The 21,735-nt window shown below is 63.0% G+C and carries 17 protein-coding genes; 11 read left to right on the forward strand and 6 right to left on the reverse strand.

What is annotated here, in order from left to right:
• Positions 1-36: 36 nt before the first annotated feature.
• The 3 genes from R8L07_11980 to R8L07_11990 form a co-directional block, all read right to left on the reverse strand.
• The gene (locus R8L07_11980) at positions 37-2,790 is read right to left on the reverse strand and encodes an ATP-dependent DNA helicase (protein ID MDW3206245.1); all 2,754 of its coding nucleotides are present in this window, start codon (positions 2,788-2,790) and stop codon (positions 37-39) included.
• A gap of 57 nt (positions 2,791-2,847) precedes the next feature.
• A complete protein-coding gene (pepN, locus tag R8L07_11985; protein ID MDW3206246.1) occupies positions 2,848-5,454 on the reverse strand; it encodes an aminopeptidase N in 2,607 nt (868 codons plus the stop codon).
• 76 nt (positions 5,455-5,530) lie between these two features.
• A complete protein-coding gene (locus R8L07_11990) occupies positions 5,531-6,442 on the reverse strand; it encodes a LysR family transcriptional regulator (GenBank protein MDW3206247.1) in 912 nt (303 codons plus the stop codon).
• Positions 6,443-6,586: 144 nt separating this feature from the next.
• On the opposite strand from R8L07_11990, the gene R8L07_11995 reads away from it, so the two are divergent.
• The 5 genes from R8L07_11995 (at position 6,587) to R8L07_12015 (ending at position 11,491) form a co-directional block, all read left to right on the forward strand.
• Positions 6,587-7,576 (forward strand): glutathione S-transferase family protein, encoded by a 990-nt coding sequence (locus R8L07_11995; protein ID MDW3206248.1) that lies wholly within the window; start codon positions 6,587-6,589, stop codon positions 7,574-7,576.
• Positions 7,577-7,599: 23 nt separating this feature from the next.
• Positions 7,600-8,301 (forward strand): pirin family protein, encoded by a 702-nt coding sequence (locus R8L07_12000; protein MDW3206249.1) that lies wholly within the window; start codon positions 7,600-7,602, stop codon positions 8,299-8,301.
• Between the two features lie 131 nt (positions 8,302-8,432).
• On the forward strand, positions 8,433-9,122 hold the full coding sequence (locus tag R8L07_12005; GenBank protein ID MDW3206250.1) for a gamma-glutamylcyclotransferase: 690 nt from the start codon (positions 8,433-8,435) through the stop codon (positions 9,120-9,122).
• A complete protein-coding gene (gene msrB, locus R8L07_12010) occupies positions 9,115-9,531 on the forward strand; it encodes a peptide-methionine (R)-S-oxide reductase MsrB (GenBank protein MDW3206251.1) in 417 nt (138 codons plus the stop codon). The genes R8L07_12005 and msrB overlap by 8 nt, the downstream gene beginning before the upstream one ends.
• 130 nt (positions 9,532-9,661) lie before the next feature.
• The gene (locus tag R8L07_12015) at positions 9,662-11,491 is read left to right on the forward strand and encodes a tetratricopeptide repeat protein (protein ID MDW3206252.1); all 1,830 of its coding nucleotides are present in this window, start codon (positions 9,662-9,664) and stop codon (positions 11,489-11,491) included.
• Between the two features lie 3 nt (positions 11,492-11,494).
• Here the strand turns inward: R8L07_12015 and R8L07_12020 are convergent, their stop codons facing one another.
• Entirely contained in the window at positions 11,495-12,148 is a 654-nt protein-coding gene (locus R8L07_12020; protein MDW3206253.1) for a metalloregulator ArsR/SmtB family transcription factor, read from the reverse strand.
• An 88-nt stretch (positions 12,149-12,236) separates the two neighbouring features.
• Here R8L07_12020 and R8L07_12025 point away from each other — a divergent pair, with 88 nt between their 5' ends.
• Together R8L07_12025 and R8L07_12030 are read left to right on the forward strand one after the other, a co-directional pair.
• Positions 12,237-13,835, forward strand: a complete 1,599-nt coding sequence (locus tag R8L07_12025) for a Rieske 2Fe-2S domain-containing protein (protein ID MDW3206254.1) — start codon at positions 12,237-12,239, stop codon at positions 13,833-13,835.
• Positions 13,832-15,247: an MFS transporter gene (locus R8L07_12030; GenBank protein ID MDW3206255.1), complete on the forward strand. Its 1,416-nt coding sequence runs from the start codon at positions 13,832-13,834 to the stop codon at positions 15,245-15,247. Before R8L07_12025 ends, R8L07_12030 begins: the two co-directional genes overlap by 4 nt.
• Here R8L07_12030 and moaB read toward each other — a convergent pair.
• Both moaB and R8L07_12040 read right to left on the reverse strand, forming a co-directional pair.
• Positions 15,213-15,749, reverse strand: a complete 537-nt coding sequence (gene moaB, locus R8L07_12035) for a molybdenum cofactor biosynthesis protein B (GenBank protein MDW3206256.1) — start codon at positions 15,747-15,749, stop codon at positions 15,213-15,215. The genes R8L07_12030 and moaB overlap by 35 nt on opposite strands.
• Positions 15,750-15,797: 48 nt before the next feature.
• The gene (locus R8L07_12040; protein ID MDW3206257.1) at positions 15,798-17,657 is read right to left on the reverse strand and encodes a transglycosylase SLT domain-containing protein; all 1,860 of its coding nucleotides are present in this window, start codon (positions 17,655-17,657) and stop codon (positions 15,798-15,800) included.
• Between the two features lie 232 nt (positions 17,658-17,889).
• Here R8L07_12040 and R8L07_12045 point away from each other — a divergent pair, with 232 nt between their 5' ends.
• The 4 genes from R8L07_12045 to R8L07_12060 are packed head-to-tail and all read left to right on the forward strand — an operon-like array spanning position 17,890 to position 21,500.
• Positions 17,890-18,090, forward strand: coding sequence for a DUF2065 domain-containing protein (locus R8L07_12045; protein MDW3206258.1), 201 nt, complete (start codon positions 17,890-17,892; stop codon positions 18,088-18,090).
• 40 nt (positions 18,091-18,130) lie between these two features.
• Positions 18,131-20,335 (forward strand): excinuclease ABC subunit UvrB, encoded by a 2,205-nt coding sequence (gene uvrB / locus R8L07_12050; protein ID MDW3206259.1) that lies wholly within the window; start codon positions 18,131-18,133, stop codon positions 20,333-20,335.
• A gap of 2 nt (positions 20,336-20,337) precedes the next feature.
• Positions 20,338-21,129 (forward strand): SDR family oxidoreductase, encoded by a 792-nt coding sequence (locus R8L07_12055; GenBank protein MDW3206260.1) that lies wholly within the window; start codon positions 20,338-20,340, stop codon positions 21,127-21,129.
• Positions 21,126-21,500, forward strand: coding sequence for a dihydroneopterin aldolase (locus tag R8L07_12060; GenBank protein MDW3206261.1), 375 nt, complete (start codon positions 21,126-21,128; stop codon positions 21,498-21,500). The genes R8L07_12055 and R8L07_12060 overlap by 4 nt, the downstream gene beginning before the upstream one ends.
• The last annotated feature ends 235 nt before the right edge of the window (positions 21,501-21,735 follow it).

Below are 21,735 nucleotides of genomic sequence, written 5' to 3' on the forward strand. Positions count from 1 at the left end.
GCCTGAGGGTGGAAATACGGCCATAGCGCGACTTTCTCAGTTCTCGTCGCCCGGATTGGAAAGGAACGCCTGGGTTTTCTCGACGGTCTCCTTGAGGCCAATTCTTTCCACCGCAACGCCTTCGGGAAACGCGCCGAGCAGCCGCGATGGCATGCGACTGTCCAGCAGGACGAAGACGCCGCGGTCATCTCCCCGTCGGATCAGGCGTCCGAAAGCCTGCTTCAATTTCAGACGGGTCAGCGCGTCGTCATACTCCTTGCCCCCGAAATGCTTGCGCCGTGCCTTGTGCAGGATGGTGGGGCGTGGCCAGGGCACGCGATCGAAGACGATCAGTCTCAAACTGTCCCCCGGAACATCGACCCCATCCCGGATTGCGTCGGTTCCCAACAGGCAGCTATGCGGATCGGCGCGGAACATGTCGATGAGTGTCGGCAGGTTCAGGGCATCGACATGCTGTGCCAGCAGATCGATCCCGTCCGCTTCCAGGTCCTCCGCGATGCGGCTGTAGACGCCGCGCAACCGTGAAATTGCCGTGAAAAGACCAAGGCCACCCCCGCCGGCGGCCCGGAACAGGGCGCGATAGGCCGCAGCGACCTGGCTGGCGTCATTCTTGTTGATGTCCGTGACGATGAAGACCCGGGTATTGGCCGGATAGTCGAAGGGGGACGGCACGCGCGCCCGGACCGGTGGTGCCGGCAGGAAATCCGTGCCGCTGCGCCTCTCCGCGGATTTCCAGTCGGCCTCCGCATCGCCTGACCCGTCGGTCAATGTGGCGGACGTGACCAAGGCGCCGTGGCTGTTGATCAGGACGGTTTCCGCGAAGGGGAAGCTGGGATCGATCCAGTGTCGGCGCATACCGACATCGAGGTCGCGTCCATCCGTGCGCGCGACATCGAACCATTCCACGAACTGTTCGGGTGTCGACTGACCGAGAGAGTCCGCCATGCTTGCCGCCGCCTTGGCATAGTCGACGACGCGATGCTGCAGCGATCGGCAGATCTGCTCGATTCGGGTCTTTTCCGCGCTTTCCAGTTCTTCCGCCTCATCGGACAGGCGGGATCCCATGCCATCCAGCAGGCCTTTCGCGGATGATGCCATGTCTCGAAACAGGTCGCGTACCGACAGGGCGCAATCCAGAATTTCCGGACCCGGATCGCTGACCTCCACTTCCAGACCGAAGGGGCCGTCGGAGTCTCTGGATCGGGCGTAGACCGCCCGCCGAACCTCAGCCAGGAAGGCCTCCACCGGGCCGGAGGGGCGCCCTTCGGCCAATCTGGTATGCCAGCCTTCCCCAGGCAGCCCGGCCGCCGCTCGCAGCAAACGTTCCAGATGTTCGCGATTGCTTTCGTCCCCTAGCAGGTCTTCGCAGCGGGCCTTCAGACCCCTTGCGCGCCCCCGGCCTGTGCCTTCCGCACCGCGCAGCCAGCGGCGCAGTTCCGCCGTCTCCTGGCCGGACAGATGCGCGGAGAAGGCGCTGTCGGCCGCGTCAAAGACATGGTGCCCCTCATCAAAGACAAGACGCGTGGTCCGGCCACCCAGGTCCAAGGCGCCGCGCGCGGCCTGAACCATGACGAGGGCATGATTTGCAACGACCAGATCGGCCCGTCGGGAGCGCCGGACACCGCGTTCGATGAAGCAACGGCTGTAATGCGCGCAGGCGGTATAGACACATTCGCCGCGGCGGTCGGTCAGACTGGAAAGGCGCCTTCCGCCGGTCAGGTCGACCAGCCAGGCCGGAAAGTCGCCGCCGGTCATGTCGCCGTCCCGGGTCGCGGCGGTCCAACGTGCCATCAGACCCAGCGGCACCGCTTCGCCGGGGCTGGCGGCGACTGCGCGCGCCGTTTCTTCCAGGTTCAGCAGGCAGAGATAGTTTTCCCGGCCTTTTCGGACCACGACGCGCCGTTCCTTCACCGCAGGATCCGGGAAAAGGCGATTCAACTCGGTGTCGATCTGGTGCTGCAGGTTGCGGGTGTAGGTCGACAGCCAGACCGGTCCTTCGTTCTTCTCCGCCCACAGGCTGGCCGGGGCAATGTAGCCCAGGGTCTTGCCGACACCGGTGCCTGCCTCCGCCAGAACGACCGAGGGGGCGCCCTCGTCCCGGCGCGGGCGGAAAACCTCGCTGACGGCAGAGGCATAGTCCGATTGACTGGGCCGTGCTTCCGCACCCTCACCGAGAAGATCGGCAAGACGGGCCCGGGCCTCCGACGGCTCCACCGCCAGGTCACCCGGCGGGGGCGGCGGCGCGTCTTCCTGCCATTCCGGCAGATCCTTCCAGACATCCAGGCCAGAAACCGGTGCCCGCAGACCGGCCTCCTCCGGATCGGTCCCCAGGGCGGCAAGGACGGAAGGCGCCCAGACCCAGCCACCGCGCGCCATCGCCAGGGCCGTGCGTTTCGCGCCGGGGTCGCGCTCGCCGGTCGCGATCAGATGCCGCAGCAGACGCTGGGCGGCCTTCGGCAGCAGGATCGCCTGATCCTCAAGGGCACCAGGTTGCGGCAGATGCAGGGCCTCGGCGAGGCCGCGCGGTGTTGGCACACAGAACTGGGCCGGAGCGACGAAGGCGAAGAGTTCCAGCAGGTCATAGCTGCGCGACGGCGGTCTGGCACCGATCCGTGCGGCTGTGGCCGGGGCGTGCAACATAAAGACCGGACCGCCGCGCCCGAGCCGCCGCGCCGCCTCCTTGTGCGACAGTCGTTCCAACTCTCCGTCCGGGGTCAGCCAGGCGCAGTCATGCACGCCCGCGACAAGCGCGGGGACCGGTCCCAGATGAAGGGTGGGGGCGGCGCACATGGCGGGCACTTTCGCCGGATTCCGCCCGATCACTCAAGCGCGGGGCTGTCCCCCGCGTCAACCGGACAGGGATTTTGAAGCGATCTCCGTGCAGTCACGGCTCAGGCCGTCAGTGTCCGCGAAGCGCTGCAACTCGGCCTTCATGGCCTGGCTGCGTTCCGCGGTCAGGCGCCGCCACTGGCCAAAGACCCCCAGCATCCTGGCCGCGACCTGCGGATTGACCTTGTCGAGCTGCTGCAGGAAGTCGATGACGAACTTGTACCCGCTGCCGTCCTTGGCATGGAAACGGATGGGGTTGCCCATGGCGAAGGCACCGACCAGGGCACGAACCTTGTTCGGCTTCCGGATCGAAAAGACAGGATGCTCCATCAGGGCGCGAACCCGATCCAGCGTATCGGGCAGTGTGCTCATTGCCTGTACCGACAGCCACTTGTCGATCACCTGCTCGTCGTTTCGGAACCGCTCGTAGAAATCGGCCAACGCGCCCTCTCGGGCTTCCCCGGGGGCGTCCGACAGGGCGGACAGGGCCGCCATGCGATCGGTCATGTTGTCGGCGTCGTCATATCGTGCTTTGGCCAGCGCGACCGCCTCGGGCCTGCCGCTCGCGACGATATAGGACAGCGCCGCGTTGCGCAGCGACCTTTGGCCGGCGGCATCGGCACCGGGGTCGAAGGCGCCGGTCTGTGCCATATCTGTGTGGATGCGATTCAGATCGTCCCACAGCATGTCACCGATGGCGCGGCGCAATGTCTTGCGGGCCTCATGAATCTCATCGACCGGGACCGGGCGCAGCTGTTCCGCGACATAATCTTCGCTGGGCAGGGCGATGGCGAGGGCCCGGAAGGCCGGGTCGAGATTCTCGTCAGCCAGTGTACGGCCCAGCGCGGCAATGAACTCCCGGTCGATCCGGGCTTCCTGCCCGTCACGCAAATCGGCGACCATCTGAATGAGTAGGGCCGTCGCATATTGCTGACCGGCCTCCCAGCGGGCGAACGGATCGCTGTCGTGCCCCATCAGGTGGACCCGTTCCGCCGGGGTGTAATCCGCCTTCAGCGTAATCGGTGCCGAGAATCCGCGATTCAGGGACGGCACGGTTCCGGGATCGACATTTTCGAAGACGGTTGTCTGGGCCGCTTCCGACAGGGTGATGACGGTCTCCGTTCCGACTTCACGCCCGTCCGGGCCGATCAGTCCGACCCGGATCGGAATCTGCAGCGGTTTCTTCTCCGCCTGACCTGGTGTGGCCTTCGTCGTCTGGACGAGTTTCAGGGTCAGGGTCCGGCTGTCGGCGTCGTGGGTCCAGCTTGCGGTGACCTCCGGCGTGCCGGATTGCGAATACCAGAGCTTGAAATGGGTCAGATCGACGCCGTTTGCATCCGCCATGGCCGCCGCGAAATCGTCGCAGGTCACGGCCTGCCCGTCGTGGCGTTCGAAATAGAGCTTCATGCCCTTCTGGAAACCGTCCTCACCCAGCATGGCATGCATCATCCGGATGACTTCCGCGCCCTTTTCGTAGACGGTCGCGGTGTAGAAGTTGTTGATCTCGATATAGCTTTCCGGGCGTACCGGATGGGCCAGCGGACCGGCGTCCTCCGGGAACTGTCTCGCGCGCAGCGTGCGCACATCCTGGATACGTTTGACGGCGCGGGACCGCATGTCCGCGGAAAATTCCTGATCGCGGAAAACGGTCAGGCCTTCCTTCAGGCTCAACTGGAACCAGTCGCGGCAGGTCACGCGATTGCCCGTCCAGTTGTGGAAGTATTCATGGCCGACAATCGCCTCGATATTGGCGTAATCGGCATCCGTCGCCGTATGGGAATCCGCCAGGATGTATTTGGCGTTGAAGACGTTCAGCGACTTGTTCTCCATGGCGCCCATGTTGAAATCGCTGACGGCGACTATGTTGAATATGTCCAGGTCGTACTCCAGGCCGAACCGGTCCTCATCCCACTTCATCGACCGTTTCAGTGCATCCATGGCATAGGCGCAGCGCGGCGCGTTACCGGGCTCGACCCAGATCTTGAGGTCGACCGTGCGTCCGCTCATGGTTTCGAACGTGTCTTCCAGCGCATCGAGCCGACCTGCGACCAGCGCAAACAGATAGGCAGGCTTGGGGAACGGGTCCTCCCAGACGGTCAGGTGGCGGCCGTCATCCAGGTCCGATTCCTCGATCAGGTTGCCATTCGACAACAGGACAGGGCAGGCCGCGCGGTCGGCGCGGATGGTCACCCGGAACCGGCTCATGACATCCGGGCGGTCGGGGTAGTAGGTAATGCGCCGGAACCCTTCCGCCTCGCACTGCGTGCAGTAGATGCCGTTCGACTGATACAGGCCTTCCAGTCGTGTATTGTCCGCCGGATTGATCGACACGACCGTCCGAAGGGTGAATTCGGCGGGTGCTTCCAGCAGCGTCAGTCCGGTTTCCCCCGTCTTGTAGGCCTCCTGCTTCAGCGGCACGCCGTCTAGATCGATCTCCAGCAGCCGAAGGGCCTCGCCTTCCAGAAAGACCGGCTCTGCGCCGCCATCCGTCCGAACGATCCGCAGGGTGGATTCGACCTGAGTCCCGGACGGCGCCAGATCGAAAGCCAGATCGGCGGACTCGACCGAGATGCGCGGCGGCGTGTAGTCGGACAGGTGAATGACGGGGGGCTGTTCAGTCTTCATTCGGGGCTCCGGAAAACGGCGGGTTCATTCACCTCAAGATCGGGTTTATCGCCGTTCCGTCAAGCCTTGCCGCCAATCAGGGCCACATTGTTTCTGGCCCGGAGAAGCGTGCCGTGAGGAAGTCGATGAAGGCCCTGACCTTGGCGGATAGATGCCTGTTCGGCGGGTAGATCGCATAGATCCCGATCGGTTCCGGCTCGTATTCTTCCAGCGCGGTTACCAGCACCCCGCTGCGGATCGCATCCGCGCAGATGAAGGTCGGTGTAAAGACGATGCCAATGCCGGAAGCCGCCGTCTGCATCAGAATGTTGCCGTTGTTCGACGTCATCGGCCCCTTCACCCGAACGGAAATTTCCTCGCCCGGGTTGTCGGGATCCCGAAAGCGCCAGGTGTTGGGTGCGTTCAGGTAGGTGTAGGTTAGGCAGTCATGGTTTACGAGGTCGGTCGGATGGGTCGGTCTGCCCATTTCCTCCCAGTAGGCCGGTGTCGCGGCCAGCACGATCCGGGTCTCGGCGATCCGCTTGGCGATCAGACTGGAATCCTGAAGCACGCTGATCCGGACCGCGAGGTCGAATCCTTCCTCGACGAGATCGACCTTCCGGTCGCTGAAATCGATATCGACGCTCAGTTCCCTGTGCGCGCACATGAAGTCGGGCAGGGCGGCGGCCAGATGCGCGATCCCGAAGCTAAGCGGGGCCGAGACGCGCAGGCGTCCGCGCGGAACGTCCTGCAGCTTCGTGACGGCGAGCTCGGCCTCCTCCGCTTCCGAAATGATGCGACGGCACCGCTCGTAATAGGCCTGTCCGACCTCTGTCAGGTTGAGACGCCGGGTCGTCCTGGCCAGCAACTGTGCCCCGAGGCGCTGTTCCAGGCGCGTTACCTGTTTGCTGACCGCCGATTTGGATTGCCCCAGCTTTTCGGCGGCGGCGGTGAAGCTGCCCTCCTCGACGACCGCTGCGAACACCGCGATACTACTCAAATCCTGCATCGTTCGACCCTTCTGAAACCGGACGTCGGTAGATTAGGCCGGTTTTCGAAACAATCAAATTCTATTAGCGAAGATTGTCGGGCCGATTGCGCCCACTACGTTGGAAGGGGAAGACGCGACAAGATATCAAAGAGGAGTTGGATTATGGGTCTCCTGATCGACGGCGAATGGCATGACCGCTGGTATGACACGAAGAAGAATGACGGCAAGTTCGTTCGCGGCGAATCCCAGTTTCGGAACTGGATCACTGCCGACGGGAGCGCCGGGCCGACCGGTGAAGGCGGATTTGAGGCCGAGAGCGGCCGGTATCGTCTTTACGTCTCGTTGGCCTGTCCCTGGGCGCATCGTGCCCTGATTTTCCGCGCACTGAAGGGTCTGGAAGACCATATTCCGGTCTCTGTCGTGCACTGGCGCATGAAGGAAAACGGCTGGACGTTCGATACGGAGGACCCGGAGGTCGATGGCGATCCGATCCACGGCGTCGACTTCCTGCATCAGATTTATACCGCCGTTGATCCCGACTATACCGGCCGGGTTACGGTGCCCGTGCTGTACGACACCAAGCGGAACACGATCGTTTCAAACGAATCTGCTGACATTATCCGTATGTTGAACAGCGCCTTCGACGGCGTCGGCGCCAAGTCGGGGGATTACTATCCCGAGCCTCTGCGCGACGAGATCGATGCGATCAATGAGCGCGTGTACCACACCGTCAACAACGGCGTTTACAAGTCAGGCTTCGCCACGACGCAGAAGGCATATGAGGAAGCAGTCTATCCGTTGTTCGAAAGCCTCGACTGGCTGGAGGATATTCTGTCCCGGAAGCGTTTCCTGACCGGGGACCGCATTACCGAGGCCGACTGGCGCCTGTTCACCACTCTGATCCGGTTCGACCCGGTCTATGTCGGCCATTTCAAATGTAATATCCGCCGGATCGCGGACTATCCGAACCTGTCCGGCTACCTTCGGGATCTCTACCAGTGGCCGGGGGTCAAGGAGACGGTGAATATGCGTCACATCAAGGCGCACTACTACGGCAGCCACGAGAAGGTAAACCCGACGGGCGTGATCCCGGTCGGCCCCGAACTTGACCTGGAGCGCCCCCATGGCCGGGAAGGTCTGATGGCGGCCTGAGCGCCGGCCGCAGGAGAATGAAGATGAGCGTTGAAATCCGTCCTTTCGACAGTCTTGGTCACGTGGAGTTCGGTTGGCTGGATGCCCGCCACCACTTCAGCTTCGGCCACTACTATGATCCCAATCGGATGAATGTCGGGCCGCTTCGTGTCTGGAATGACGATACCATTCGGCCGGGGACGGGCTTCAGCGCCCATTCGCATCGCGACATGGAGATCATTACCTATGTGCGCGAGGGGGCGATCAGTCACCGCGACAATCTGGGAAACAGCGGCCGCACCGTGGCCGGGGACATTCAGGTGATGTCCGCTGGCAGCGGGATCGTCCATGAAGAGTTCAATCTGGAAGACAAACCGACCCGGATTTTCCAGATCTGGATCATTCCGCGCAGCCGCGGGCGGCAGCCGCATTGGGAAACCCGCAGTTTTCCCAAACAGGATGGCGGTCTTGTCGCGATGGCCTCCGGTCGGCCGGGCGTTTCCGGCGCTGTGCCGATCGATCAGGACGCAACCCTTTTTGCCGGGTCGTTGAAGGCGGGTGTTTCCGTGACTCATCCGCTGGGTCTGTCGCGACAGGCCTATATCGTGCCGGCGAGTGGGAAGGTCGAGGTCGACGGTCGTGCAGTAGACGCGCGAGACGGTGCCATTCTGCGGATGTTGCAGGACGTCACGATTACCGCCATCGACGATTCGGAGGTAATCCTGGTCGACGTTCCGGCTGACTGAGAGCTCTTTCAGCCGGGGGCTTCACGAATGTTGTGACGGCCCGTCGATACGCCTGCGCTTGTCTTTCCCGCGCCCGGTATCATTGTTATCCGCCGTGGGCAGGACATGTTTCACCGGGACGAGAGGATATTTTGGTCGATCGCGAGGGAATCAAGCAGGGTTTCTACCAGACCATGGCACGCGATGCCGAGGCGGCGGGCCTCCTGAAGCCGCTGGGCGACGAGGAGCGCCGACAGTCGCGCATCGATACCATGGCCGCGCGCCCCGACGGTGCGGGGATCTGGGTTTTCGCCTATGGGTCCCTGATGTGGAACCCGGCGTTCAACTACGTCGAAAAGCGCACGGCGCGTCTGCACGGCTATCACCGGTCCTTCTGTCTGCAGACTCCCATCGGACGCGGATCGCCCGATTGTCCGGGACTGGTGCTCGGTCTCGATCAGGGCGGATCGGTTCAGGGTGTCGCACTGCGCATCGCCGAGGAAGAAGCGGACGAGGAGCTGGACGTGATCTGGTCCCGCGAGATGCTGGCAGACGCCTATCGCCCGACATGGGTCACCCTGGTCGATAAGGATGGCGTGCGGTTCCACGCCATCGCCTTCGTGATGCGCCGTGATTGTGAACGCTATGCCGGTCGCTTATCTCTAGAGGAGACCGCTGGCCGGATCGCACAGGCGACGGGCCGGCTTGGTCCGTGTTCGGAATATCTGGAACGAACGGTCTCGGCGATGGACGAGATCGGCATTTCGGATGGGCCGATGCACGCCCTGCGCGCCCGGGTGCGGGCGCTGAAACAAGCGCATGAAGGACGCCCCAATGAGTGACACGACCGCCCGCAAGGCCAAGGTGAAACTGAGCGACGCCGAATGGCAAGAGCGCCTGTCGGAAGAGGAATACTATGTCACCCGGAAAAAGGGGACGGAGCGCGCCTTTACCGGCAAGTACCACGACAGCAAGACCAAGGGGCGCTATCTGTGCAAGTGCTGCGGTGAACCGCTGTTTCATTCGAACACCAAATACGACAGCGGTTCGGGCTGGCCGAGCTTCTTCAAGCCGATTGAGGAGAACGCCGTGGACGAGCGTTCGGACAACAGTCTGTTCATGCGTCGGACCGAAGTCGTTTGCGCCCGCTGCGATGCCCATCTGGGCCACGTCTTCCCGGATGGACCGCGTCCGACCGGCCTGCGCTACTGCATCAATTCGGCGGCGCTGGACCTGGACGAGGATATCTGACGGCGATCGGATTTTGACCTGACGCCGAAACCAACCTATATCCGGCGCCATGAACCGACAGCAGCGACGCGCAGACAAAAAGAAGAACGGCTCGGGCGGCGGCCCGGGCGACCCCCGGCTCGACCAAGCCATGGCCCTGCATCAGGCCGGCCGACTGATGGAGGCCGACGGTCTTTACCGTCAGGTACTGGAGGCCGATCCGTCCCACCGCGACGCCCTGCGTCTGCGCGGCGCCTTGGCTTATCAGATCGGCAATCCGGCCGCTGCCGTGGAACTTCTGTCCACGGCGCGGAAGGTCGATCCCGACAATGCCGAGGTGCTGACCCTGCTGGGCCTCGCGCTGGAGGCATCGGGCAATGCGGAAGGGGCGGAAAAGGCCTATCGCCGCGCCCTGACCCTGACGCCGCGCTCCCCCGAAATCTGGAACAATCTGGGCGCCCTGTTGCGCGACCGGGGCCGTCAGCAGGATGCGGCGGAAGCATTCGGTCGCGCCGTCGTTCTCAAGCCCGATTATGTCGAGGCCTATCAGAATCTGGGCGTCACCCTGTATCGCATGGGCAATCTGACGGCATCGATTGCGGCCTTCGAGGCCGGGCTGGACGTCGCGCCGGGGGATGCTGATCTGCTGCTTAACTACGGCGTCGCGCTGTCCGATGCCGGACGGACCGAGGAAGCGGCGGCCTGTTACGCGGATGTGCTGGAAAAGGCACCGGACGATCCGGACGCCCTGACCAACCTTGCCGCCGCGCAGATGCGATTGGAAGACCTGGAAGGCGCGGAAGAGACGGCGCGGCGGGCCCTGTCCCTGGCGCCGGAAAGCGCCGGAGCGATGGCCAACCTGGCCATGGTGCTGGCCGCCGGACGCCATTTCGAAGAGGCGGAGGGGCTCTATCACGACGCGCTGCGTGAAGCCCCGGACTTCGCGGATATCTGGGGCAATTACGGCAACCTTCTGATGGCGGCCGACCGGCTGGAAGAGGCGGAGGTCGCGTACAAGAAGGCGGTGAAACTGGACCCGTCGGAACCGCGGCATGCCTTTCAGCATGGTCTCTGCCGTTTGAATCTGGGCGATCTGCGAAAAGGCTGGGCCCTGTATGAGAGCCGCATCGACTGCGGTGCCAGTGTGCCGGTGGAGGCTCCGAAGGCTGCCCGTTGGCAAGGGGAAGCACTACCCGGGCAGTCTCTGCTGATCGTGCCGGAACAGGGGCTGGGTGACGAAATTCGCATGTTGTCCTGTCTGGACGATGTCATCGCCGCGGCCGGACCGGAGGCGCAGGTGACGGTCGGTTGCGACAGGCGCTTGGAATCGCTGGTCCGCCGGTCGATTCCTCAAGTACGAACCGCACCGCGCGAGGACGTTGCATCCCGGAAGGCGGATGCCGTGATTCCCTGCGCATCCCTGCCGAACCTGTTTCGTCAGAGGCTGGATCAGTTTCCGGATCGTGCGGGCTACCTGCGGCCGGATCCGGCGCGGGCGGAAGAGATGGCAGAACGCGTCGCCGCTCTCGGCGGTGGCGTCAAGGTCGGCATTGCATGGCGCAGCGGCCTGATCCGCGTTCGGACCCGAAGCGCGCTGACCGAAATTGCGCAATGGGAGCCGATCCTGGCCGTTCCCGGCGTGACCTTCGTGAACTTGCAATACGGTGATGTCGATGCGGAATTGGCCGGTCGGCCTGTGGCGAAACTGGACGGCGTTGACCTGCGCGACGATCTGGAAACGGCTGCTGCACTGACCGCGAACTGCGACCTGGTCATCAATATGGGAACCTCGGTCGGCGATATGGCCGGGGCGCTGGGCGTGCCTTGCTGGTCACTGCTTCTGAAGCCCGACTGGGTGACGCTGGGTGCGGACCGGCATCCGTTCTATCCGAATACCAAGATCTTCTGGCGCATGCCGGATGAGGATTGGCCCGCGGTGCTGTCGCGCGTGGCGGAAGCCCTGGCGGCGACCGCGGGCTGACCGTTAGGCCGTGGCGGTTTCGCGCGGCCGGACGTGATAGGCGCAGCGCCGCGCACCGGCCAGGATGTGGTCCGTCCGCTCGACCGCATAGTCGGGTCCAAGCGCTTCCGAAAAAACCTGCAGTTCCATCGCGCACAACCCGGTGCAGGCCTTCGCAGCCGCGCAGATCGGGCAATGGTTTTCAACAAAGACCAGACCGTCGTCGGCTTCTTCCACGCCGGCCATGTATCCTTCGCGGGACCGTATCTCCGCCAACGCATCCAGCTTGCTTCGGAGATCGGGGGCATCTTCCATGGCGCTGCGGTATAGTTCGGTCTGGCTGCGCGACCGTTCGCGGACGAGGGCATCCAGCGCGTCGTCGCCCATGCTGGCCCGGATCGCGTCAATCAGGCCAACCGCGAGTTCCGCATGGGCATCCGGAAAGTACCGGTCGGCGGCTTCCGTCAGGTACCATAGTTTTGCCGGACGACCGACGGGGCGGGGTTCGGTGCGGGATTCGACCAGACCCTCCGCCTGCAGGTCATAGAGATGCTGGCGGATTGCCATGGGCGTGACGCCGAGACCTTCGGCGAGTGCCGTCGCATCGCTGCAGCCGCCGGACTTGAGGCGGTTCATGATATCGCGCCGTGTTTTCGGTTTTGCGTCATTCTTGGCCATAACTGAGTTTCTAAAGAAAATTGTTGCGTTAATCAAGGTCTGGCATTAGAAGGTTTGTAAAGAAACTTCTTTATAAATGAGGTGCGGCATGACGATGGCGGAAGCGATGGATTGGCGGGATGTCGGCCCGCTGTCGGATCTCGATCAAACGGGGCGTCGGGTAATCAAGGTGGAAGGCAAGCAGATCGTCGTGTTTCGCTCAGGCGACCGGCTTCTGGCCTGCAACAATCGCTGCCCTCACGAGGGATTTCCGCTATCCGAAGGTTCGCTGGGTGGCGAGAACGGCTGCACACTCACCTGTAACTGGCACAATTGGAAATTCGACCTGGATAGCGGCGAGACCATGGTCGGCGGTGACAAACTGCGGCGCTATCCGGTCCGGGTGTCGAATGGACGCATCGAACTGGATCTGTCCGATCCGCCAAGGGACGAGGCGGTGGCGGAGGCCCTCAACAACCTTGCAGATGCCCTCGATCGCCACGAATACGATCGGATCGCGCGGGAGATTGCCCGTCTGCAGCGGGCCGGTGGCGATCCGTTGGACGCGTTGCGCCGCGCCATTGCCGAAACGGTGGACAAGTTCGAGTTCGGGGCAACCCACGCCCTGCCGGCGACATCCGACTGGCTCTCTCTCAGGGTCAGGGCTGGTGACGATGCGGTTCGCAGCCTCGCCATGCTGACGGAATGTATCGGTCATTTTTCCTGGGACACGCGCCGTGAGCCGCGCTTCAGGTATACCAATGACTGGCGACCCTGGGACGAAGACGGATTCGTTGCCGCGGTGGAGGCCGAAGACGAAGCCACCGCCGTCGCCCACCTTCGCGGCGGTGTGGCCGCCGGCCTCGCCTGGCCGGATCTCGAGCGCGGATTCGCACGGGCCGCCCTCGCGCACTACGCGGATTTCGGTCATGCTGCGATCTATACCTATAAGATGCGGGCGCTGAACGCCCAGTTGGGCGACATGGAAAGTCTCCTGAATCTCGGACTGTTGCTGACCCGGTCCCTGATCTATGCGACGCGCGAAGATCTGATCCCGGAATTCCGGTCTTACGGTTCGGCGCTGTCGGCGTGGGACGGTCAGGGGATGCAAGTGCCGAATCCGGCGGACCTGCGCAAAGGGTCCGTTCGCGAAATCCTCAACCGGATGCTCGCCGGCTCAGCTCGGCCGGAGGAATTGTTCGAAGCGGCACTGGCGGCCGGGTTCTGGCAGTTGCTGCATTTCGACACCCGATGGCAGGACAAGACCGACAGCACGATCGCCCAAAGCGTCGGCTGGCTGGATTTCACCCATACCGTGACCTTTGCGAATGCGGTGCGGAAACTTTGCTCGACCCATCCTGATCTCTGGCCGCAGGGACTGCTTCAGATCGGTTGTTTTCTGGGCCGCAATTCGGGGTACACGGATCCGGATCTCGATGATGGTCCGTGGCGGGTGAACGACCCGACGGGCGCGGTGGAATCGGCCCTGGCGAGCGTTGAGGATCATGGCGTGTTCGAATACATCGTCGCCAGTCATCTGTTGAAGCTCAGTTATGCGGTGCATGAGGAAATGACGGAATTGCCCGACCGGGATTGGCATCCGATTGCGGCGGCAGCGTTGCGCCGCTTCCTTGCCGGACCGCTGAAGCGCAAGCATACCCTGCGCACGGCCCATCAGGCGCTCGAATTCGTGCGGGCCGAAGGATGAGCCATACGGAAGCCGTTTCCTGGCGCGCGGTCCTGACCGGGCTGAATGCCGGCATGTTTGCGGTCATGAGCTTCGGCGTGTGGCTGCACGCGGCCGACAGCACCGTCGTCGCAACCCTGATGCCCAGCGTCGTCTTCGATATCGGCGGCGCGGAGCGCATCTCGTGGAACTACATGCTCTACGAGCTTGCATCGATTGCGGCGGCATCTTGTGGCGCGCTGGTTGCGCGCCGCTTCGGCCTGCGTCAGGCGATGATCTGGTCGGCGCTCGCCTTCGGCCTGGGATGCGCGATCAGCGCGGTGACGCCGGTGATGACCGGCATGCTGGTCGGGCGCACGATCCAGGGTGCGGGCGGGGGATTGCTGGTGGCCCTGACGATGATCGGCGCATCCAGCCTGTTTCCCAGACATTATACGCCCCGCGTCATGGCGGCGATTTCCGCAGTCTGGGGCGCCTCCGCCTTTGTCGGCCCGCTGCTGGGCGGTTTCTTCGCGGAATACCTGGATTGGCGCTACGGTTTCTGGGCCTTCGTCGCCCAGAGTTTCGTTCTGGCGCTGGCCCTGCGCCTCGCCCTTCCGGCGGCGTCGGAAGCTGGGGATGAGACCGCGCGGATTCCGTGGCGGCGGCTGGCGGTTCTGTCCGGTTCCGTGCTGGCGGTGGCCGTTGCCGGGCTGAAGGACGCGTTTTCCATGCAGTCGGCCGGCCTCTGCCTGTTCGGGCTGCTGGGCATGATCCTTTTTCTGCGCCTCGACGGTCGCGCCGGCAATGACCGATTGCTGCCGCGCGCGATCGGCGATGTGCGCGCGCCGGCCTGGAGCGGCCTGTCCGGTGTCTTCATGCTGGCCGTGGTGACGACGCCCTTTGTTGTCTATGGCCCGGTTCTGCTGTCGATCCTGCATGGCGTCGGGCCGATTGCCGCCGGCTATCTGGTTGCCCTGGAATCGGTAGCCTGGACTGTTGGTGCGCTGTGCTTTTCCGGGGTGGCCGGGACGGCGCAGCAACGGGTGATCCGTTGGAATTTTGTGGCGGTCGCAATTGGCTGCGCCGGTCTGGCACTGTTCGTTGCATCCGGCCCGATCTGGCTGTTGATGCCGTTCCTGTTCCTGCAGGGATTGGGGTTCGGTGCCTGTTTCGGACATATCCTGCATCGCTGCGTCGACCTCGTGCCGCAGGATGACAAGGACCGAACCGCCTCCGCCCTGTCGTCGATTCAGACTTTCGGATATGCCCTGGGCGCGGCGATCATCGGGCTGATCGCCAATGCGGTCGGCTTCGGCGTCGATCCAGGGCCGGCCACGGCGGCGAATGCCGCGCATTGGGTTTTCGGGGCGATGCTCCCGCTTGCCGCGGTTTCGATCCTGACGATCCGGCTGTTGCCTAGCCAGCCTCGTGCTCACGGAGGCGCGGCATAAGTTCGACGAAATTGCACGGGCGGTGGCGGAAATCCAGCTGCGACCGGAGGATTTCATCCCATCCGTCCTTGCAGGCGCCGGTCGATCCCGGCAGCGCGAACAGGTATGTGCCACGTGCCACGCCGGCCATGGCGCGGCTCTGGATCGTCGAGGTGCCGATCTTCTTCGCCGAAATCCAACGAAAATACTCACCGAAACCGGGGATGTCCTTCTCGCAGACCTGGGCAAAGGCTTCCGGCGTCACATCGCGGCCGGTCAATCCTGTCCCGCCGGTCGTGATGACGCAATCGACCTGCGGGTCGTCGATCCAGCGTGTCAGGATTTCCGCAATGGCCGGCGCGTCGTCGGTCACGATCTCACGCGCGGCCAGGACATGTCCGTCGCCCTCCAGACGCGAGACCAGCGTGTCGCCGGACCGATCGGTCTCCAGCGTGCGGCTGTCCGACACTGTCAGGACCGCAATGCGGACAGGCTTGAAGGGCAGGCTCTCGTCGATCGCCATTGCATTTCCCCTCGGGCATTTCCCTCGGATTGTGACTGCTTGCCGCCGTTACGGACGGATCGGGTTGCCGGTTCCGGAGACGGGAATGAGTTTCGTCTCACCATCCTGCTGAACATAGACCGGCCAGTCGCCGCCGATCAATGCATCCATGCTGATCGGATGCTGCCCCAGTCGCAGCCGGTAGATCCAGTAGTTGGACAGAACATGCTCGATATAGTTTCGCGTTTCGCGCGATGGCAGGCTTTCGATGAACAGAAGCGGGTCGTCGCTGTAGTCGATGCGTTTGCGCCAGCGATTCAGGTTGCCCGGTCCGGCATTGTAGGCGGCCAATGCGTAGAGAAGGTTGCCGTTGATTTCCTTCAGTCCCAGGACATGACTGACGTATTTCTGGCCCAGGGAGAGGTTCAGACCCGGATCGAACAACGTGTCCCGTCCGGCGCCACGGAAGCGCTGGCCGGCCATGTATCCGGCGGTGGCCGGCATCAACTGCATCAGGCCGCGCGCGCCGGCATGGCTGATGGCGCGGGTTCGGAACTGCGATTCCTGACGCACGATGGCATAGACCAGCGCACGGTCGACCTTGAACCCATCCGACGGTTGCCAGCCCGGCAGCGGATACAGTGCACCATCCAGCAGGGTGTTCTGCTTGCGTGCCATGTCGCGGCCGATCCGGAAGGCGACATCGGCCAGCCCGGCCCGATCCGCAAACGCCAATAGCGTCCCGGCAAAGGACGGCGGCAGTTCGTCCACGAAGCGGCGCAGTTCCGCGTCGGCCAGATCCGTCTGACCGGATTCGATCAGCGCCAGGGCCCGGTGCGCGGCCGGAATGCGATACAGAAGTTCGACCTCCGTTTCGGACATGACCGGCATATCGAAATTGAACGGAAGCTGCTCACCGAGGGCCTGGACCGCCAACAGCCCGTAGAAGGTGCGCGGATAGGCGGCGGCCCGCATCATGACGTCACTGACGCGGTGCGGTTTTCCGCCGATCAGATAGGCGCGCGACGCCCAAAACCCGCCTGCCGCCTTCAACCACTCGTCGGCTTCGGCGCTGACGCTCAACTGGTCGAAATGGGCTGCCGCCCGGTCCCAGTTTTCGGCGCGGAAGGCCGACAGCCCGCCCCACCAATGTGCCAGCGCGGCGCCGTCACCGGCCAGGGCCTCCGCCTCCGCCGCGACCGCCATCGCCTTGTCGTCCAGATGATAGCGGTAGTAGCCGCGGGCAATCACACCGAGGCTTTCCGCGTAGCTGACGGCGTCGAACAGACGCTTGTTTGCAGCGGTATCCAGTTTCTCCAGCGCGATCGTCACATTGCCGCGCTGGACGAGGCTGCGAATGCTGCGCTGAATGCCGCGAATGCGGTTCCGCTCGGATCGGGACTTGCCTTCAAAGCGCCGGCTGACAATGACGCCGGTTTCAGCTTCGTCGAGTATGTCCGTCACAGCGGCTTCCACCGCGTCCATGGATGGCAGTTCCGTTGCGCGGGGCTTGGCCGGATACTTGTAGTTTGCCGGGCGTCGCCGCAGCGCCAGCTTGTAGATGCGCGATGCACCGGGATGGTCGGCGTAATCCGACATCCAGTCTTTCAGCTCCCCGTAGGTGGAGCGGTACTTTGTCGGATGCATGTAGCGCTGGAAGAGGACATGCCCCATCAAGCTACGGTCGGTCAGCTGTGCGATCAGCGCATCGGCGCGCTGCCAGTTGCCATCGCGCTGAATCCTGAAGATCTCGGCATAGAGGGATGCGTCCTTCGCCGACAGGACCGCCGGCAAGGGGTCTGCGGCTGTCCGGTTCGACAGGCCCGGTGCGATCGCTGCGGTTTCCGGATTCGTCCGAGTTTCCGCGACGGCGGAGCCGGCGGAAGCCACAATGCCCAGAAGGGCGCCAAGAATAAGGCGCGCAAACAAAGGTTTACGGGAAATCGGTCTTCCCCCAAATCATATGCCGGGCGATACGCGCGATCCGGGTCTCGTGCCCGTTCTGCGCGGTCAAAAACGGGATCGGCGACGCACGGCGTTTGTCTCAAATCCCCTGGCAGGATAGGTACGATATCAGGACCGCAAAAGCAAGCGGACGGAGGCGCGCAGGCTCCCGGATTTTCGGCGAACGGGGCGCGTGAACGGCTGTGGATGGGGAACAATGAGCGAAGAATTCTGGACCGCACTGACCACGGCTTTTGGGCTGGTTCTGGTGATTGAAGGGCTGATTTACGCCCTGTTTCCCGGCGGTATGAAACGGATGATGGCCGCCGCAATGGAGATGCCGCCGGAAACGTTGCGTCGCGGCGGCGCGATCGCGGTGGCAGCAGGTGTCGTGATCGTCTGGTTGATCCGGGGGTGAGCGCTTGCGTCGGTCGGGCGGCGCCCTATAGTCACCGGTTATGAGCGATATCGTAGACCTGAAACCGGTTGAGCCGCAGGGCTTTATCCGCGGTGAAGCGCCGAAATACGACCGTCCGCTGTCCGAGGGCGGGCGGCGCTTTGCCATCCAGTCCGATTTCGCCCCGGCCGGCGACCAGCCGCAGGCCATCCGTGACCTGGTCGCGGGCGTCAATGAGGGTGAACGGGACCAGGTCCTGCTGGGCGTCACGGGGTCCGGCAAGACCTTCACCATCGCCCATGCCATTCAGGAATTGCAGCGGCCGACCCTTGTCCTGGCCCCGAACAAGACCCTGGCCGCTCAGCTCTATGGCGAGATGAAATCCTTCTTTCCGGACAATGCGGTGGAGTATTTCGTCTCATACTACGACTACTACCAGCCGGAAGCCTACGTTCCGCGTTCGGACACCTATATCGAGAAGGAAAGCTCGATCAACGAACAGATCGACCGGATGCGCCATTCGGCGACCCGCGCCCTGTTCGAGCGCGAGGATGTCATCATCGTCGCATCCGTATCCTGCATCTACGGTATCGGGTCGCCAGAGACCTACAGCCAGATGGTCATCTCCATCGAGGCGGGAAAGCCGAAGGATGTTCGGGACCTGATGCGCGAACTGGTGGCGCTGCAGTACAAGCGCAACGACACGAATTTCCAGCGCGGCAGTTTTCGGGTCCGTGGCGACACGATCGAAATCTTTCCCTCGCACCTGGAGGACCGCGCCTGGCGTGTTTCCTTCTTCGGGGACGAGATCGATGCGATCCATGAGTTCGACCCGCTGACCGGGGAGAAGACGGCGACATTGGAGGCTGTGCGGGTTTATGCCGGTAGCCACTATGTTACGCCGCGTCCCACGCTGAAGCAGGCGATCGAGCGCATCAAGATCGAATTGAAACAGCGTCTTTCGGAGTTCGAAGCCGCCGGGAAGCTCTTGGAACTTCAGCGTATCGAGCAACGGACAACCTTCGACATCGAGATGATGGAGGCCACCGGCGCCTGTAACGGGATCGAGAACTATTCACGCTACCTGACGGGGCGCAATCCGGGCGAACCGCCGCCGACCCTGTTCGAGTATCTGCCGGACAATGCCCTTCTGGTCCTGGATGAGAGCCATGTGACCGTCCCGCAGATCGGGGGCATGTTCCGGGGTGACTTCGCCCGCAAGTCGACCTTGGCCGAGTTCGGGTTCCGCCTGCCTTCCTGCGTCGACAACCGACCTCTCAAGTTCGAGGAATGGGACGCGATGCGGCCGCAGACGATCTATGTCTCCGCCACGCCGGGAAACTGGGAACTGGAGCGGACCGGCGGTGTGATCGTGGAGCAGGTCGTACGGCCGACCGGTCTGATCGACCCTGTCTGTATCGTCCGCCCGACAGCCAATCAGGTCGACGATCTGCTGGATGAATGCCGCGGCTGTGTCGAGAAGGGGCAGCGCGTCCTGGTCACCACACTGACCAAGCGGATGGCGGAAGACCTGACCGAGTACATGTCGGAAACAGGGCTGAAAGTCCGCTACCTGCATTCCGATGTCGACACGCTGGAGCGCATCGAGATCATTCGGGATCTGCGCCTGGGGGCTTTCGACATCCTGATCGGCATCAACCTGCTGCGCGAGGGGCTGGATATTCCGGAATGTGCGCTGGTCGCCATCCTGGACGCCGACAAGGAGGGCTATCTGCGTTCCAAGACCTCGCTGGTCCAGACCATCGGCCGGGCCGCGCGCAATGTGGAAGGTCGGGTCCTGCTTTATGCCGACCGTATGACGGAAAGCCTGGATTACGCCATTCGGGAGACCGAGCGCCGGCGCGAAAAGCAGCAGGCCTACAATGCAGCGCACGGGATTACCCCGGAAAGCGTGAAGAAATCGATTTCCGACGTCCTCAACTCCGTCTACGAGCGCGACCGGGTGACGGTCGAAACTGGCGACGGTGAACAATCGCATCTGGTCGGCGTCGATCTGAAGACCTACATCCGGGATCTGGAAGAGCGCATGAAGGCCGCCGCCGCCGACCTGGAGTTCGAGACGGCGGCAAAAATGCGCGACGAAATCAAGCGACTGGAGGCATATGACCTCGACATGCCCGCCGATTCCGTTCCGATCGATCCGGCCATCGCGGCCAGCCTGATCACCAAGACGCCCGATGCCGTGCCGAAAGGGCGGAAGAAGGGGGGCGGCAAGTCCGGCCGCGGCCGTCGGTCGCGGCGCTGACCATGGCCGATCGCGAAAGACTGGCCATCGTGACCGGTGGCGCACGCCGGATCGGCCGCCGTATCTGTGAGGTGCTGGCGGCCAACCGTCATGCGGTGTGCATTCACTACAATTCGTCCGAAGCCGATGCAGTCGACCTGAAGCAGCGGATCGAAGAAGCTGGCGGGACGGCGATGATCCACGGTGCCGACCTGACGCAGAGCGGGGCGGCCGATGAGTTGATCGAAGCTGCGCTCGAACTGGGCCGCCCCGGCATTCTCGTAAACAACGCATCCTGTTTCGACTATGACAGGCCCGGCGACTGGGACTCGGCGCAGTTCGAAAACACCTTGCGCACCAATCTGATCGCGCCCCTAGCTGTCTCGAAGGCGTTTCACGCGCGCATCGGCCCGGACTGGCAGGATCCGAATATCGTGACCATTCTGGATCAGAAACTGTTCAACCGGAATCCGGATTACTTCACCTACACCATCTCCAAGGCCGGATTGCAGGAAGCGCAGTATCTGATGGCGATGTCATACGGGCCGGCCTGTCGCGTCAATGCCGTCGCGCCCGGCCTGACCCTGGTCAGCGGCCCACAGAGCGCGTCGCAGTTCGAAGAGGTTCACGGTCGAACCCTTTTGGGGCGGGGAACAGTCCCGGACGATATCGCCCGGGCGGTGCTTTATCTCGGTGGTGCGACCGGGGTGACGGGGGCCTGCCTGTCGGTCGATTGCGGGCAGCGGCACGTCGCATCGGACCGGGACGTCATGTTTCTGAGGCCGGAACGGGAAAGCGAAGGGGGCGAGCGGTGAATGACTTTTGGCAGATCCGGCTGGAGGATTTCGAGGCCATCGTGCGGATCGGCGTTCATGACTTCGAGCGGACCGGACCCCAACGCCTGATTTTTACCATTCACCTGGACCTGGACTATGCTTTCGCGGGGGAGATGGACGATCTGTCGAGCGTTGTGGATTACGACTTCGTCCGCGCTGAAATCCTGAAGAGGGTTGCCGAAGGCCATATCGAAACGCAGGAAAAGCTGATCTCCGATCTGGCGGACGCCTATCTTGGCCATCCGCGCGTATCGAGGGTCGAGATCTTTTCGCGCAAGCCGGACGTCTATCCTGAGCCCGGGGCGATTGGCGTGTCGTTGGTCCGGCACCGGGCGCGGGACTCGGAATGAGGGCGCCGCTCGTCCGATCCGGTGCATAGCGAAGGGTTAAATCCCGTTTGTGAGGAATCGATTCCGGTGAGCGTAAATTGCTATAAAATCGACAAGAATCCGGACCGGCGTGGTTGAGTTGTTCACAGGGGGGACGGGGGCAAAGGATGTGCCATATGTTGCAATAGGTTTTTTTGCCTTTAACGTTTTTTTCATACTTGACACTTTGAAAGTGAAGCAAAAACAAATGTTTAGT

It is taken from the genome of Alphaproteobacteria bacterium, from assembly GCA_033344895.1.
Taxonomy (GTDB): Bacteria; Pseudomonadota; Alphaproteobacteria; order UBA8366; family Aestuariispiraceae; genus Pacificispira.

Bases quoted from the DNA above. Each gene is read 5' to 3' on its own strand.
- R8L07_11980 (MDW3206245.1), bottom strand. From the start codon at position 2,790: ATGTGCGCCGCCCCCACCCTTCATCTGGGACCGGTCCCCGCGCTTGTC.
- pepN (MDW3206246.1), bottom strand. From the start codon at position 5,454: ATGAAGACTGAACAGCCCCCCGTCATTCACCTGTCCGACTACACGCCG.
- R8L07_11990 (MDW3206247.1), bottom strand. From the start codon at position 6,442: ATGCAGGATTTGAGTAGTATCGCGGTGTTCGCAGCGGTCGTCGAGGAG.
- R8L07_11995 (MDW3206248.1), top strand. From the start codon at position 6,587: ATGGGTCTCCTGATCGACGGCGAATGGCATGACCGCTGGTATGACACG.
- R8L07_12000 (MDW3206249.1), top strand. From the start codon at position 7,600: ATGAGCGTTGAAATCCGTCCTTTCGACAGTCTTGGTCACGTGGAGTTC.
- msrB (MDW3206251.1), top strand. From the start codon at position 9,115: ATGAGTGACACGACCGCCCGCAAGGCCAAGGTGAAACTGAGCGACGCC.
- R8L07_12015 (MDW3206252.1), top strand. From the start codon at position 9,662: ATGGCCCTGCATCAGGCCGGCCGACTGATGGAGGCCGACGGTCTTTAC.
- R8L07_12020 (MDW3206253.1), bottom strand. From the start codon at position 12,148: ATGGCCAAGAATGACGCAAAACCGAAAACACGGCGCGATATCATGAAC.
- R8L07_12025 (MDW3206254.1), top strand. From the start codon at position 12,237: ATGACGATGGCGGAAGCGATGGATTGGCGGGATGTCGGCCCGCTGTCG.
- R8L07_12030 (MDW3206255.1), top strand. From the start codon at position 13,832: ATGAGCCATACGGAAGCCGTTTCCTGGCGCGCGGTCCTGACCGGGCTG.
- moaB (MDW3206256.1), bottom strand. From the start codon at position 15,749: ATGGCGATCGACGAGAGCCTGCCCTTCAAGCCTGTCCGCATTGCGGTC.
- R8L07_12045 (MDW3206258.1), top strand. From the start codon at position 17,890: ATGAGCGAAGAATTCTGGACCGCACTGACCACGGCTTTTGGGCTGGTT.
- uvrB (MDW3206259.1), top strand. From the start codon at position 18,131: ATGAGCGATATCGTAGACCTGAAACCGGTTGAGCCGCAGGGCTTTATC.
- R8L07_12055 (MDW3206260.1), top strand. From the start codon at position 20,338: ATGGCCGATCGCGAAAGACTGGCCATCGTGACCGGTGGCGCACGCCGG.